The organism is Pseudomonas sp. LBUM1640 (genome assembly GCF_059716225.1).
In genome coordinates, this window is the sequence record NZ_CP166816.1 from 6,125,556 (window position 1) to 6,139,237 (window position 13,682).

16 protein-coding genes are annotated in these 13,682 nt (G+C 61.7%); 2 read left to right on the plus strand and 14 right to left on the minus strand.

Annotation, left to right across the window (positions count from 1 at the left end; genetic code table 11):
• Nucleotides 1-29: 29 nt before the first annotated feature.
• A complete protein-coding gene (gene dxs, locus ACA065_RS27195) occupies nt 30-1,928 on the plus strand; it encodes a 1-deoxy-D-xylulose-5-phosphate synthase (RefSeq protein ID WP_497692277.1) in 1,899 nt (632 codons plus the stop codon).
• A 156-nt stretch (nt 1,929-2,084) separates the two neighbouring features.
• On the plus strand, nt 2,085-3,986 hold the full coding sequence (locus ACA065_RS27200) for a TonB-dependent receptor domain-containing protein (RefSeq protein ID WP_497692278.1): 1,902 nt from the start codon (nt 2,085-2,087) through the stop codon (nt 3,984-3,986).
• Nucleotides 3,987-3,995: 9 nt separating this feature from the next.
• On the opposite strand, the gene ACA065_RS27205 is transcribed toward ACA065_RS27200, so the two are convergent.
• The 14 genes from ACA065_RS27205 to nrdR form a co-directional block, all read right to left on the minus strand.
• Complete coding sequence (locus tag ACA065_RS27205; RefSeq protein WP_497692279.1) at nt 3,996-4,352, minus strand: lipoprotein; 357 nt, start codon at nt 4,350-4,352, stop codon at nt 3,996-3,998.
• A gap of 50 nt (nt 4,353-4,402) precedes the next feature.
• Nucleotides 4,403-4,774, minus strand: coding sequence for a hypothetical protein (locus tag ACA065_RS27210; RefSeq protein WP_497692280.1), 372 nt, complete (start codon nt 4,772-4,774; stop codon nt 4,403-4,405).
• 165 nt (nt 4,775-4,939) lie between these two features.
• The gene (locus tag ACA065_RS27215) at nt 4,940-5,254 is read right to left on the minus strand and encodes a hypothetical protein (RefSeq protein ID WP_497692281.1); all 315 of its coding nucleotides are present in this window, start codon (nt 5,252-5,254) and stop codon (nt 4,940-4,942) included.
• A 155-nt stretch (nt 5,255-5,409) separates the two neighbouring features.
• On the minus strand, nt 5,410-6,210 hold the full coding sequence (locus ACA065_RS27220) for a cobalamin-binding protein (protein WP_497692282.1): 801 nt from the start codon (nt 6,208-6,210) through the stop codon (nt 5,410-5,412).
• Complete coding sequence (locus ACA065_RS27225) at nt 6,207-6,626, minus strand: MFS transporter (protein ID WP_497692283.1); 420 nt, start codon at nt 6,624-6,626, stop codon at nt 6,207-6,209. The genes ACA065_RS27220 and ACA065_RS27225 overlap by 4 nt, the downstream gene beginning before the upstream one ends.
• Complete coding sequence (gene ribA / locus ACA065_RS27230; protein WP_497692284.1) at nt 6,623-7,240, minus strand: GTP cyclohydrolase II; 618 nt, start codon at nt 7,238-7,240, stop codon at nt 6,623-6,625. Before ribA ends, ACA065_RS27225 begins: the two co-directional genes overlap by 4 nt.
• Before the next feature lie 129 nt (nt 7,241-7,369).
• Entirely contained in the window at nt 7,370-8,095 is a 726-nt protein-coding gene (locus tag ACA065_RS27235; protein ID WP_497692285.1) for a substrate-binding periplasmic protein, read from the minus strand.
• Between the two features lie 55 nt (nt 8,096-8,150).
• A complete protein-coding gene (gene thiL / locus ACA065_RS27240; RefSeq protein ID WP_497692286.1) occupies nt 8,151-9,116 on the minus strand; it encodes a thiamine-phosphate kinase in 966 nt (321 codons plus the stop codon).
• 18 nt (nt 9,117-9,134) lie between these two features.
• Entirely contained in the window at nt 9,135-9,635 is a 501-nt protein-coding gene (gene nusB / locus ACA065_RS27245) for a transcription antitermination factor NusB (RefSeq protein WP_497692287.1), read from the minus strand.
• On the minus strand, nt 9,632-10,108 hold the full coding sequence (gene ribH, locus ACA065_RS27250; protein ID WP_003176356.1) for a 6,7-dimethyl-8-ribityllumazine synthase: 477 nt from the start codon (nt 10,106-10,108) through the stop codon (nt 9,632-9,634). The genes nusB and ribH overlap by 4 nt, the downstream gene beginning before the upstream one ends.
• 88 nt (nt 10,109-10,196) lie before the next feature.
• On the minus strand, nt 10,197-11,288 hold the full coding sequence (gene ribBA / locus ACA065_RS27255) for a bifunctional 3,4-dihydroxy-2-butanone-4-phosphate synthase/GTP cyclohydrolase II (protein ID WP_497692288.1): 1,092 nt from the start codon (nt 11,286-11,288) through the stop codon (nt 10,197-10,199).
• A 15-nt stretch (nt 11,289-11,303) separates the two neighbouring features.
• A complete protein-coding gene (locus ACA065_RS27260) occupies nt 11,304-11,981 on the minus strand; it encodes a riboflavin synthase (RefSeq protein WP_497692289.1) in 678 nt (225 codons plus the stop codon).
• Between the two features lie 47 nt (nt 11,982-12,028).
• Nucleotides 12,029-13,165 carry a bifunctional diaminohydroxyphosphoribosylaminopyrimidine deaminase/5-amino-6-(5-phosphoribosylamino)uracil reductase RibD gene (gene ribD, locus ACA065_RS27265; RefSeq protein WP_497692290.1) on the minus strand — a complete coding sequence of 379 codons (1,137 nt, stop codon included), beginning with the start codon at nt 13,163-13,165 and terminating at the stop codon, nt 12,029-12,031.
• Complete coding sequence (gene nrdR / locus ACA065_RS27270; RefSeq protein ID WP_236410898.1) at nt 13,162-13,632, minus strand: transcriptional regulator NrdR; 471 nt, start codon at nt 13,630-13,632, stop codon at nt 13,162-13,164. Before nrdR ends, ribD begins: the two co-directional genes overlap by 4 nt.
• Between the last annotated feature and the right edge of the window lie 50 nt (nt 13,633-13,682).

Below are 13,682 nucleotides of genomic sequence, written 5' to 3' on the forward strand. Positions count from 1 at the left end.
CCTCTTCTATACCTATAACGATTCGCCTGATGCCCACGACGTTTCAAGAGATTCCCCGCAAGCGCCCGTCCACGCCCCTGCTCGACCGTGCTGCCACGCCGGACGGCCTGCGTCGGTTGGGTGAAGCCGAGCTGGAAACCCTGGCCGATGAGTTGCGCCTGGAATTGCTCTACACGGTCGGTCAGACCGGTGGGCATTTTGGTGCCGGCTTGGGCGTCATCGAGCTGACTATCGCCCTGCATTACGTGTTCGACACCCCGGACGACCGGCTGGTGTGGGACGTGGGCCATCAGGCGTACCCGCATAAAATCCTCACCGGCCGTCGCGAGCGCATGGGCACCCTGCGCCAGAAGGACGGCCTGGCCGCCTTCCCGCGTCGCGCCGAGAGCGAGTACGACACCTTTGGCGTCGGCCACTCCAGCACCTCCATCAGTGCAGCGCTGGGCATGGCCATTGCCGCCCGGCTGCAAGGCAGCGAGCGCAAGGCAATTGCGGTGATTGGTGATGGCGCGCTGACCGCCGGCATGGCCTTCGAGGCGCTGAACCATGCGCCGGAAGTGAACGCCAACATGTTGGTGATCCTTAACGACAACGACATGTCGATTTCGCGCAATGTCGGTGGCCTGTCGAATTACCTGGCAAAAATCCTTTCCAGCCGCACCTACGCCAGCATGCGCGAAGGCAGCAAGAAAGTGCTCTCGCGCCTGCCCGGCGCGTGGGAAATTGCCCGACGTACCGAAGAATATGCCAAGGGCATGCTGGTTCCCGGCACCCTGTTCGAAGAGCTGGGCTGGAACTACATCGGCCCGATCGACGGCCATGACCTGCCCACCCTGATCGCCACGCTACGCAATATGCGTGACCTCAAGGGCCCGCAGTTCCTGCACATCGTTACCAAAAAGGGCAAAGGCTTCGCCCCGGCGGAAGTCGACCCGATTGGTTACCACGCGATCACCAAGCTCGAACCTGTGGACGCCCCTGCCGCCGCGCCGAAAAAGGCCAGCGGGCCGAAGTATTCCGGCGTGTTTGGCGAATGGCTGTGCGACATGGCCGCCGCCGACCCGCGCCTGGTGGGCATTACCCCGGCGATGAAGGAAGGCTCCGACCTGGTGGCGTTCAGCGAGCGTTTCCCGCTGCGCTATTTCGACGTGGCGATTGCCGAACAACACGCAGTGACCTTCGCTGCCGGCATGGCCTGCGAAGGCGCCAAGCCGGTAGTGGCGATCTACTCCACCTTCCTGCAGCGCGGTTATGACCAGTTGGTGCATGACGTGGCAGTGCAGAACCTCGACGTGCTGTTTGCCATCGACCGCGCCGGTTTGGTTGGCGAAGACGGCCCGACACACGCCGGCAGCTTCGACCTGTCCTACTTGCGCTGCATCCCCGGCATGCTGGTGATGACGCCGAGCGACGAGAACGAACTGCGCAAGATGCTCAGCACCGGCCACCTGTACAACGGCCCCGCTGCCGTGCGTTACCCGCGCGGCAATGGCCCGAATGCGCTGATCGAGAAAGACCTTGAGCCGATTGAAATCGGTAAAGGCATCGTGCGTCGCCAAGGCAGCAAGGCTGCGTTCCTGGTGTTTGGCGTGCAATTGGCCGAAGCCTTGAAAGTCGCCGAGAAGATCGACGCCACCGTGGTCGACATGCGTTTCGTCAAACCGCTGGACGAGGCACTCGTGCGCGAGATCGCCGCTAGCCATGAGCTGCTGGTAACGGTCGAAGAAAACGCCATCATGGGCGGCGCCGGTGCGGCGGTCAGTGAGTTCCTGGCGCGGGAGAACATCCTCAAGTCGGTGCTGCACCTGGGCTTGCCCGATGTGTATGTCGAACATGCCAAGCCGGCGCAGATGCTGGCTGAGTGTGGCTTGGATGAGTCTGGTATCGAAGCGTCGGTGCGCGCGCGCATGGCCCTGCTGGGCCTGTAACCCGACCTCCCGGCAGAAACCGGGTCAACATGTGGGAGCTGGCTTGCCTGCGATAGCGGTCTATCGGACACATTGAAGTTGAATGTGCCGCCGTCATCGCAGGCAAGCCAGCTCCCACATTGGTTTTGTATTGCTGATGAACGCTAGGGACAGCCCATGACCCGTCTTCGCTTTGCCCTGCCCTTGCTGCTGCTCCCGGCCACTGACCTGCTCGCCGACAGTTTCGAGCGTGACGACGCGCTGAAACTCCCCGACGTGGTGATCAGCGCCAACCGCCAGGTCCAGGCACGCAACGACAGCAGCGCCGCCAACACCGTGTTCACCCGCGATGACATCGACCGCCTGCAACCCACCAGCGTGACGGACCTGCTCAGCCGCGTACCCGGCGTGCAAGTGGCGCCCACCGGTGGCCGCGGCAGTTTGCCGGGGATCTACATTCGCGGCACCAAATCCGCGCAAAGCCTGGTGCTGGTCGATGGCCAGCGCATTGCCAATACCACCTCCGGTGACAGCGGGCTGCAATACCTGAACGTCGACCAGATTGAACGCGTGGAAGTACTGCGCGGCTCGCGTTCGGTGATCTACGGCAGTGATGCGATTGGCGGGGTGATCCAGATTTTTACCCGGCGCAATGCCGAACAAGGCCTGCAGCCGCGCGTGAAGCTGGGGTTTGGCAGCCACCAGACCTGGGAGCGCAGCCTTGGCCTGTCTGGCGGCGATGAGCACACGCGCTTCAACCTGGGGGCGAGCCTGGATGACACCGCGGGAATCAACTCCACCCACGAGTCGTTCCCCAGCGATGGCGACCATGATGCCTATCGCAATCAGTCCATCAGCCTGAACCTCAGCCATGCCTTCAACGATGAGCTGGAAGTGGGTTTCAACCTATTGGATAACCGCGGCAAGTCGGAATACGACAACAGTTTCGGCCGCTATGACGTCGCCACCGGGCAAAGTGTTGGGCAACAACCCTACACCGACTACACCGTTAGCAGCGCCAGCAGCTATGTCGACGCCAAGTTGAATGAACGCTGGCAGTCGCGCCTGGAGCTGGGCCACAGCGAGAACCGTGATACCAAGCGCGACAAGCTCAGTGATGATTTCAGCGTGTTCAACACCTATCGCGACTCGGTCAACTGGCAAAACGACCTGACGCTGGATGAGCAAAACAACCTGATCCTCGGCGGCGACTGGTACGAAGACCGCTTCCACGGCTCCAGCGCCTTTACCGAGAACAGCCGCTGGAACCGTGCAGCCTTTGTGCAACATCGTTTCCACGGGGAGTGGTTCTCCACCGAACTGGGCCTGCGCCGCGACCAGAACCAGCAGTTCGGCGGCCAGAACAGCTGGAGCGGCACCCTCACGCTGCCGATCAACCCCGACAATGACGTGCTGCTGAGCTACAGCGAAGGCTTCCGCGCGCCGACCTTCAACGACCTTTACTACCCTGACACGAAGTACAGCAACCCCAACCTGCAGCCGGAGACCTCAAAGAGCTACGAGCTGCAATGGCGTAGCCAGCTGAGTGACAGCACCCGTTTGGAAGCCTCGCTGTATCGCACCGACTTAAGCGACGCGATTATTCTCGACAGCACCAGCAAACCGCAGAATGTGGCGTCGGCACGCATCAATGGCTTTGAAGCGGCGCTCAAGCAGGAACTGTTTGGTTGGCAGGGCAACCTGGGCGTGGCATTTATCGACCCGCGCGACCGCGAAACCGGCCATACCCTGGCCCGCCGTGCGCGGCGCACCTTGAGCCTGGACCTGGACCGGCAATTCGATAAGTTGGGCGTAGGTGCCAGTTGGCAGGCGATCAGCAGCAGCTATGACGCTGAAGACAATCGCAATCGCCTCGGCGGCTATGCCTTGCTGGGGCTGCGTAGCCGCTGGGCAGTCAATCATGAAGTCAGCGTTTCGCTGAAGGTCGACAACCTGCTGGACCGCCAGTATGCGCGGGCACGCTACAGCTACAATTCCCCCGACTTCTCTAACAACCAGGACTACCGCGAAGAAGGCCAGACCTGGATGCTCGGCCTGACGTGGACGCCGAAGCTGTAGGGCCGTTGCTTAATAAACCTGCCGGGCCGGCTTGTTAGAGTTCAGATACCCGGCCTTGATTGCTTCGGCGCAATTTATGAAGCCGTAGGCGTTAACCGCGCCCGTATCGGTAAAACCAATATATAAGTCCTTTTTCTTGCCTTTGTTTTCAAGCTTGTAGTCATAGCACTGTGAGCTGCCATTACGAACCTGGGTGATGCCCTGGGGTTGTTGGATTGCAAGAATGTCCTGCTGAGTGGCGCCCGCCTCGGCGGCTTTGGCGGCTACGGGGTGGTCGCTGAAATTCATCAGCGTTGAGATACCTTCCAGCGTGTTGCAACCGGTCAGTAAAAGAGCAGTAGAAATACCGATGATCAAACGGCGCATGGCCACCTCCTGGTTTTTTTAACGATTGCCGTGCACCCGGCAACCCATCATCAACGATCAGTATTTCTTTTGACTCGCGCATTGGATGCCAGGCTACCGTCTGCCAACACCTTGCTGCAGGTCGAGTAGCCCCAGGCGTTAGCCCATCCATCAGACGTGAACGAAACGAAATAATCCGCTTTTTTTCCATCACGCTCCAATGCGTAGTCAAAGCACTGTGAGGTGCCGCTACGGATAGAGGTGATTTTCGTCGGCGCCTGAAGGTTCAGCATGTCCTGCTTGGTGCTGTCCATCGATGAAGATCGGTCCACCACAGGGTGAGTACCGAATGTCCTGAGAGACGTGATTCTTTGGGAGATGTCGCACCCGCTTATTAGCGCCAATGCGACGGCGGTACCCGAGACCGCCAAGAGATAACGCATGATGTGTCCTTATGCTGCCTAATCAACCCGGATGGGCATCAGCAACACTAACAACCATGGGTGCGAGAATCTGGAGGCAAAGTCTGATTTTCTCGACAGACCAATCACTCCAGGCCTCACGGTAGATCTAACGTGGCCACTCGTTGGCGCTAAGGTATCGCGCCCTCAATGCGTGCTGGCACAGGTCGAAAAGCCATAGACACTGACCTTTTCGGCAACGGTGAACGCAATATAAAGCGCCCTCTTCTTGCCTTTACTCCTCAACGTGTAATCAAAACACGTGGCCGCCCCACCGTGAATGGGTGTGACACGGTCCGGCAGCTGAATGGCCAGGAGGTCATCTTTGGTCGCCCCTGCCTCGGAGGCCTTGATATAAACGGGGTGGTCGCTGAAGGCCATCAATGTGGCAACCCCGATGAGGGTATTGCACCCGACCCATACGAGAAATAGGGTGCCGGCGCAAGCAATGAGAAGATGCATGAAAAATCCGAAGTGGTCTGACAGGAATTTCTTGCGCCCTGCACATCAAACGCAAGCCTGAACAGGCTGAACGCCTACGCAATCAGAATCTGTCGGACGCTTCGCACTTTTCAAGTCGAACGATCTGATAGATCGCCGAACATAGGTAAAAAGCACTAACGACCTGTTGCGATGCGCTCACACAACTTAGCAATGGCCTCCAGCATCTGCCCGCTGGGCCGTTCCAGGCCTTTATCCGGCACTAGCAACAATCGCCCCTGCGCCACGGCGGCGACCTGGGGCCAGGCCTTCCAGGCGTCCAACTGCGGCTGATCGCCCGCCAGAATCACCTGCGGATTACGCTGCAGCACCGACTCAATGCTGACCTGCGGCGCGGGTAGCTTCAGGTCATCGAACACATTGCGCGCGCCGCACACACTCAGCGCATCGCTGATGATCTGCCCACCGCCCACGGTGTACAGCGGCTGATTCCACACCTGATAAAACACCCGTAACGGGTCGGCGCGCTGGTAGCGTTGGCGCAGTTCGACCAGGCGCTGGCGTAACTGCGCGGCCCGTTGCCGGCCGGCGTCGGCACGGCCCAATTGCTCACCGATCGCTTGAACCTGGGTGGTCAGTTGTCCGAGGCTATGCGGTTCTGCGACATACACGGGGATATTCAGGCGCTGCAACTGCTCGCGCTGAGCCGGGCCGACACTGCCGGGCCACAGCAGGATCAGGTCGGGTTTGAGGCTGAGCAGGCGCTCCATGTTCAATTGCCCGTATTGCCCAACCGAGGGCACGCTCGCCAATGCCGCCGGGCGTTCGCCACCGTCGAGCACCCCCACCAGCAGGTCGGCGGCGCCCAGTTCAACCACGATTTCAGAGAGTGAAGGCGCCAGGCTGACGACGCGCTCGACCGCCAACGCCTGGGCACTGAATGCCAGCAGCAGCACCGCCAGCCAGTAGCGCATCATCCCAACTGACGTGGGATGCGGTAGAGGTAAAACAGTACCAGCGTCGACAGCGCCAGCAGAAACAGCGGCACGGCCTCGAGGCCGACGAACACTGCCAACGCACCGATCCAGGCCGGTATGGCAGCCACCAGCAACGCCGTGCGCCGACGCGCCGCGAGGGCGATCCAGGCAGCCGGCTCTTCGGCGGTATCGAGGGCTTTGGCGGTGGCGATCAACGCGTGTTTATAGCCGTGAAAATAACGCAGGCTCAGAAACATCGAGGCCACGCCGGCAATAAAGAACGGCATGGCCAGCACAGGAAGCAGGGATTCGGCCTGGCCGAACACCAGGTTGAGCACGAACAGTGGAAGCAGCGCCAGGGCCAGGTACTGCCACCAGCTGAAGGACAGTCGCCGTTTTACCTGGCCACGGGTCACGCGCGGTCGACCTCGCCCTGATGCTCGTTGCCCATCATGTGGTCAAGCTTGCTGGCTTTGGTCGCCAGGTACAGCTTGTTGTGCGGGTTTTGCCCGGTGTGCAACGGCACGCGCTCGGCCACGGTGATGCCCATCTCGGTCAAGGCTTTGACCTTGCGCGGGTTGTTGGTCATCAGGCGCAGGGATTTCACGCCCAGATGCTCGAGCATCGGCAGGCAGATCGCGTAATCGCGCTGGTCGGCGGCGAAGCCCAGGCGTTCGTTGGCTTCCACAGTATCGGCGCCGCCGTCTTGCAGCTCGTAGGCGCGGATCTTGTTCATCAGGCCAATGCCACGGCCTTCCTGTCGCAAGTACAGCAGCACGCCACGGCCTTCACGGGCGATGGCGCGCATGGCCGCCTCCAGTTGCGAACCGCAGTCGCAGCGCTGGCTGAACAGCGCATCACCGGTCAGGCACTCGGAGTGCACGCGGCCCAGTACCGGCGCGCCGTCGGTGATGTCACCCAGGCTGAGCACGACGTGCTCGCGGCCAGTGGCTTCTTCGAGAAAGCCATTCATGGTGAACGTAGCAAAAGGGGTAGGCAGCTTGGAAGCGGCGACGAAAACGACGGGCACCGTGTGCTCCTGATTTCAGATTTCACAGAGGGCGCCATTGTAACAGCAGGTTCCTACAGACGCTTAAGCTGAATTATCGCTGATAAAGATCAATAGGTTCGATTGGCCTTCATCCCGGTTCTATGCAGGTCAGAACGGGTACGGCTGTTTCCAGCGCTCGAAAATCGGTTTCAGCTCGCCGCTCTTGACCAAGGCCGCCATGCGTCGGTCATACACCGCCATCAGGGCCCGCCCCCGCTCAGTATCGGCAAAGCCTATGTAGAGCGGCAGCTCGGCGATGTGGGTGAGCTTGAATTGCGCCGGATCGTCGGCCTGACCCAGGACGTACTTGGCTTCGGTGAGGGCGTCGAGGTAGAAGTCCGCGCGGGCGTGCTGCAGCATCGGCAGGATGCCGTCCCGGCGTTCGATCTGGTTGAAGCGGTGCAGGTTCGGCAAGTACTCCTCGTACTTGTAGCCACGCACCCAGGCCAGGCGGTAATTGCCCAGCGTGGCAATGCTGGGTGTCGCCGTGGTCGCCAGCCCGAGGGCATAGATAGGGTCGGAGTCGAAGTTCCAGTGCGGGTACAACACGCCGCTGGCTTCACCTCGATAGGCGCCGACCCAGCCGTCCACCTCGCCACGCTGGGCCAGGCCGACCGAACGGGTATAGGGCTCGCTGCGCGTTTGCAGCGTGATGCCGGCCGGCTCGAAGACTTGGCGCAACACATCCCAGGCCAGCCCACTGCCGTCTTTGTTGGTGTAGTCGTTCCATTCCTCACTGGCCAGCATGACCTTGCCAGGCACCGGGGCGTCTTGCGCCTGCACCAGCGACGCGACGGCACACAGCAATATCAGCAGCCAGCGGCGCACATCCATGGTGACAACCTCCTACACCGTGAGAACCGTATAGAGGGTAGCGCAGGTGGTGAGCTTACGGCGTCTCGTGAAAATGCTGATAGCCGCGCACGGCCGGGGTGATGTCTTGGCCCTTGGCGTCGAGCAAGGTTACGCCCTGCCCCGCCTCGACCCGGCCGATCACGTGGATCGGCCAACCACTGGCCAACAATGGCGCAAGCTCGGCGGGTGGCAGGGTAAACGCCAACACGTAGTCGTCGCCGCCGCTCAATGCGGCGACTCGCGCCTGATCATCGCCGACAAACGCCAGCAGTGCCTTGGATAACGGCAGGCGCTGGTGCTCGATCAACAGGCTGACAGCCGACGCTTTGGCGATATGCCCGCAATCGGCCAACAACCCGTCGGAGATATCCATGGCCGATGTCGCCTTGTTACGCAGCGCCAGGCCCAGCGCCAATTGCGGTTGTGGCGACCAGTAATGCGCCAGCAAAGGCTCGGCGATGGCCGCATCGGCGCTGCGTTGGCCAAGCACCAATGGCAAAGCACCGGCAGCATTGCCTAATTCACCGCCCACACACAGCAAGTCACCCGGTTGCGCGCCGCTGCGCGTTAACGCCTGCCCGGCTGGCACACGGCCAAATACGGTCAGGGTCAAGCTCAGTGGCCCGCGCGTGGTGTCGCCGCCCACCAGGCCCACGCCGCAGCTTTGCGCCATGGCGTTCAAACCCTGGGCATAGCGTTGCAGCCAATCGGCATCGACAGTTGGCGTGGTCAGGGCAAGGGTAAAGGCAAGCGGATGGGCGCCCATGGCGGCCAGGTCGCTCACTGCCACGGCCAGCGAGCGCTGGCCGAGCAGGAACGGGTCACACGGGTCGGCAAAGTGCACGCCGGCCACTAACGTATCGGTGGAAATTGCCAGCTGCTCCCCAGCGGGGAGCGCCAGCAAGGCGCAGTCGTCGCCGATCCCCAAGGCAATGCCCTCGCCGCCTTGCGCACAAGGCGCGGCGGCGAAGTAGTTACGGATCAGCTCAAACTCGCCCATTCAGGACTCAAGCGCAGATTAGCGCTTGTGTTCCTTCACTTCGGCTTCACGCAGGCGCGGGGCCAGCTTGTCGAGCACGCCGTTGACGAACTTGTGGCCGTCGGTCGAACCGTAGACTTTCGCCAGCTCGATACCTTCGTTGATCACCACGCGGTACGGCACGTCGACGCGCTTGAGCAGTTCCCAGGTGGACAGGCGCAGTACGGCCAGCTCAACTGGGTCCAGCTCTTCGAGGGTCAGGTCCAGACAGGGTGCAAGCGCGGTGTCGATCTCGGTCTTATTGGCCGGGACGCCGTGCAAGATGTCGTGGAAGTAGCTGGCATCTACGTCGCTGAAATCGTTGTCGACGCGAAATTGCGCTTCGATTTCGTTCAGCGAGGTTTTCGCCATGTGCCATTGATACAGCGCCTGAGTCGCAAGCTGACGCGCTTCGCGACGTTTGACGCTCTTGGACGGCTTACCGGCGTCCGCAGGGCGAGGGTCGCGCGGGTTGAAACGATCGCTTTCGTCGGAAATCACTTGGCCTCCAACTGCGACAGCAGGCTGACCATTTCCAGCGCGGACAGGGCAGCTTCGGCGCCTTTGTTACCGGCCTTGGTGCCGGAACGCTCGATGGCTTGCTCGATGGAGTCTACGGTCAGTACGCCGAAAGCGACTGGCACGCCGAACTCCATGGACACCTGGGCCAGGCCCTTGGTGCATTCGCCGGCCACGTATTCGAAGTGCGGAGTACCGCCACGAATAACCGCGCCCAGGGCGATGATTGCCGCGTATTCACCCTGCTGTGCAACTTTTTGCGCAACCAGTGGAATTTCGAAGGCGCCAGGGGCACGGATAATGGTGATGTCGCTCTCGCTCACACCGTGGCGAACCAGGGCGTCAACGGCACCGCTTACCAGGCTTTCAACCACGAAGCTGTTGAAGCGGCCAACCACCAGGGCATAGCGGCCTTTGGGGGCGATGAAGGTACCTTCGATGGTCTTCAGGGTCATTCGACAAATCTCTTAAAGAGCCGGGACGCGAAAAGTGCGTCCCTCAGTGATGATTTAACCGCGAACAAGGGGCAAAAAGCGCCAGCCTTTATTCGGAGGGCACGTATTCTACAACTTCCAGGTCGAAACCGGATATCGCATTAAATTTCATTGGCGCGCTCATCAGGCGCATTTTGCGTACACCGAGGTCGCGCAGGATCTGCGAGCCGGCGCCGACGATGCTGTAAGTGGTCGGCGTTTTGACCTGAGTGTGCTCGGCAGTTTCGCGAATATGCGCGAGCAATACGTCGCCATCCACCGGGTTACCCAACAGCAACACCACACCACTGCCAGCCTCGGAGACCGCGGCCATGGCGGCGCGCAGGCTCCAGCGCCCCGGCTGCTTGACCATCAGCAGGTCGCGCAGCGGGTCCATGTTGTGTACGCGCACCAGGGTCGGCTCTTCGGCGCAAATGTTGCCCAGGGTCAGGGCCATGTGCACGTCGCCTTCCACTGAATCACGGTAGGTCACCAAATTGAATTGGCCCAGTTCGCTGTCCAGTGGCTGCTCGGCAATCCGCTGAACGGTACGTTCGTGGATCATGCGGTAGTGAATCAGGTCGGCAATGGTGCCGATCTTGAGGTCGTGTTCGGCGGCAAACGCTTCGAGTTCAGTACGACGGGCCATGGTGCCGTCGTCGTTCATCACTTCGCAGATCACGCCGCTTGGCTCGAAACCGGCCATGCGCGCCAAGTCGCAGGCGGCTTCGGTGTGGCCGGCGCGAGCGAGGGTGCCGCCCGGTTGGGCCATCAGTGGGAAGATGTGGCCCGGGCTGACGATGTCTTCGGCCTTGGCGTCTTTGGCGGCGGCGGCTTGCACGGTGCGCGCGCGGTCGGCGGCGGAGATACCGGTGGTGACGCCAGTGGTCGCTTCAATGGACACGGTGAACTTGGTGCCGAAACCCGACCCGTTGCGCGGCGCCATCAACGGCAGCTTGAGCAGTTCGCAGCGCTCGCGGCTCATGGGCATGCAGATCAGCCCACGGGCGTGCTTGGCCATGAAGTTGATGTGCTCAGGCTTGCAGGCCTCGGCGGCCATGATGATGTCGCCTTCGTTCTCGCGGTCTTCGTCATCCATCAGGATGACCATCTTGCCTTGGCGGATGTCTTCAACCAGTTCTTCGATGCTATTGAGCGCCACACGGCACCCCCTTGGTCAGGATTTCAGATAGCCGTTAGCGGCCAAAAAACTTTCAGTGATGTTCCCGGATGGCCCTTGAAGAGAGTCAGACTCTGCGGCCTTGTCGCCCATCAACAGGCGCTCCAGGTAACGGGCAAGCAAGTCGACTTCCAGGTTCACCCGGCGACCTGGCTGGTACGACGCCATGATGGTTTCGCTCAGGGTGTGGGGAATGATGGTCAGTTCAAATTCGGCGCCATTCACGGCGTTCACGGTCAGGCTGGTGCCGTCGACGGTGATCGAGCCTTTATGGGCGATGTACTTGGCCAGCTCTTTTGGCGCGCGAATGCGAAATTCCACGGCACGCGCGTTTTCGCTGCGCGCCACCACTTCGCCGACGCCGTCGACGTGGCCGCTGACCAGGTGACCGCCCAGGCGGGTGGTCGGGGTCAGGGCTTTTTCCAGGTTGACCGGGCTGCCTGCCTTGAGGTCGTTCATCGCGGTGCAGTCCAGGGTTTCCCGGCTGACGTCGGCGGCAAAGCCGTTGCCTGGCAGCTCGATGACGGTCAGGCACACGCCGCTGACGGCGATGCTGTCGCCCAGCTTGACGTCGCCGAGGTCGAGCTTGCCGGTTTCAACCAGCAGGCGCACGTCGCCGCCTTTGGGGGTCATGGCACGGATGCTGCCGATGGATTCGATAATGCCGGTGAACATGGCCTTCTCCTGGAAAACGGTACGGGCACTTAAGTGCCCGGTCAGAATTATACGCTCGCTGGTGGTAGCGCGATGGCAGTGACTCGCCAGTCGTCGCCTACAGCGCGCATTTCAGTGATCTTGAGTTGGGGGGCGTCGGCCAGTTTCTCAAGCGGCCAGTCCAGCAAAGGCCGGGCGGCGGAGCCGAGGAACTTGCCGGCGACGAAGATTACGTACTCGTCGACCAGGCCCTGCTGGGCAAACGCGCCGGCCAGGCTCGGGCCGGCCTCCACCAATACTTCGTTGACGCCACGGGCAGCCAGGGCGACCAAGGCCGAGCGCAGGTCAACCTGACCGTCGACGCCCGGCACCACCAGGCATTCTGGGCCGCGCGGGAACTGGTTTTCCGGGGTGACACAGGTGATAACCAACGCCGGGCCCGCTTTGAAGAAAGGCGCGTTGAGCGGCACTCGCAGGCGCCCATCGATCAACACGCGCAACGGCGGGCGGGACATGGCCAGCGCGGTGGTGGCTTGATCCAGGCCCAATTCGGCGGCGCGCACGGTCAGCCGAGCGCCATCGGCCAAGACCGTATCGGCGCCGGTCAACACCACGCTGGCCTCGGCCCGCAGGCGTTGTACAGCGGCGCGGGCGGCTGGGCCGGTGATCCATTGGCTTTCGCCGCTGGCCATCGCAGTGCGGCCGTCCAGGCTCATCGCCAGCTTGACCCGCACAAATGGCAGGCCGTGTTCCATGCGTTTGAGGAAGCCTGGGTTGAGAGCGCGCGCTTCGCTTTCCAGCACGCCACTGCGGGTTTCGATACCGGCTTGCGCCAAACGCCGCAAACCGCGCCCGGCCACTTCGGGGTTCGGGTCCTGCATCCCAGCCACCACCCGCGCCACACCGGCGGTCACCAGTGCATCGGCACACGGCGGCGTGTGCCCATGATGGCTGCAAGGCTCCAACGTCACGTACACCGTAGCGCCGCGCGCCTTGTCGCCAGCGGCGCGCAGGGCATTGGGTTCGGCATGGGGCTCGCCCGTGCGCACGTGCCAGCCTTCGCCGACAATCTGCCCATCACGCACAATCACGCAGCCCACACGTGGGTTGGGGTGGGTGGTGTACAGGCCCTTGCGCGCCAGCTCGAGGGCGCGGGCCATGTAATGGGCGTCGAGGACAGCTTGTTCGGCAGACGCAGAGTTCATTTTTTGGCAGGCTCACGGGCCAGGCGGTCGATCTCTTCGCGGAACTCATTGAGGTCCTGGAAGCGTCGATACACCGAGGCGAAACGGATATAGGCGACTTCGTCGAGCTTTTGCAGCTCGCCCATCACCAGCTCTCCAACCACCAGGCTCTTGACCTCGCGCTCGCCGGTGGCACGCAGCTTGTGCTTGATATGCACCAGCGCCGCCTCCAGCCGCTCGACACTCACCGGGCGTTTTTCCAGGGCGCGCTGCATACCGGCGCGCAGTTTTTCTTCGTCGAAAGGCTGGCGGCTGCCGTCGGACTTGATCAGACGTGGCAATACCAGTTCGGCGGTTTCAAAGGTGGTGAAACGTTCACCGCAGCCAGAGGCCAGGCATTCGCGCCGGCGGCGTACTTGATCGCCCTCGGCGACCAGACGCGAGTCAATGACTTTAGTGTCGTTGGCACCGCAGAAGGGACAGTGCATGGTGGCAGGCAACAAAAAAAGGGAGGGCCATGGTAGCGCATCCCCATGGC

Bases quoted from the DNA above. Each gene is read 5' to 3' on its own strand.
- dxs (WP_497692277.1), top strand. From the start codon at position 30: ATGCCCACGACGTTTCAAGAGATTCCCCGCAAGCGCCCGTCCACGCCC.
- ACA065_RS27200 (WP_497692278.1), top strand. From the start codon at position 2,085: ATGACCCGTCTTCGCTTTGCCCTGCCCTTGCTGCTGCTCCCGGCCACT.
- ACA065_RS27205 (WP_497692279.1), bottom strand. From the start codon at position 4,352: ATGCGCCGTTTGATCATCGGTATTTCTACTGCTCTTTTACTGACCGGT.
- ACA065_RS27210 (WP_497692280.1), bottom strand. From the start codon at position 4,774: ATGCGTTATCTCTTGGCGGTCTCGGGTACCGCCGTCGCATTGGCGCTA.
- ACA065_RS27215 (WP_497692281.1), bottom strand. From the start codon at position 5,254: ATGCATCTTCTCATTGCTTGCGCCGGCACCCTATTTCTCGTATGGGTC.
- ACA065_RS27220 (WP_497692282.1), bottom strand. From the start codon at position 6,210: ATGATGCGCTACTGGCTGGCGGTGCTGCTGCTGGCATTCAGTGCCCAG.
- ACA065_RS27235 (WP_497692285.1), bottom strand. From the start codon at position 8,095: ATGGATGTGCGCCGCTGGCTGCTGATATTGCTGTGTGCCGTCGCGTCG.
- thiL (WP_497692286.1), bottom strand. From the start codon at position 9,116: ATGGGCGAGTTTGAGCTGATCCGTAACTACTTCGCCGCCGCGCCTTGT.
- ribH (WP_003176356.1), bottom strand. From the start codon at position 10,108: ATGACCCTGAAGACCATCGAAGGTACCTTCATCGCCCCCAAAGGCCGC.
- ACA065_RS27260 (WP_497692289.1), bottom strand. From the start codon at position 11,981: ATGTTCACCGGCATTATCGAATCCATCGGCAGCATCCGTGCCATGACC.
- ribD (WP_497692290.1), bottom strand. From the start codon at position 13,165: ATGAACTCTGCGTCTGCCGAACAAGCTGTCCTCGACGCCCATTACATG.
- nrdR (WP_236410898.1), bottom strand. From the start codon at position 13,632: ATGCACTGTCCCTTCTGCGGTGCCAACGACACTAAAGTCATTGACTCG.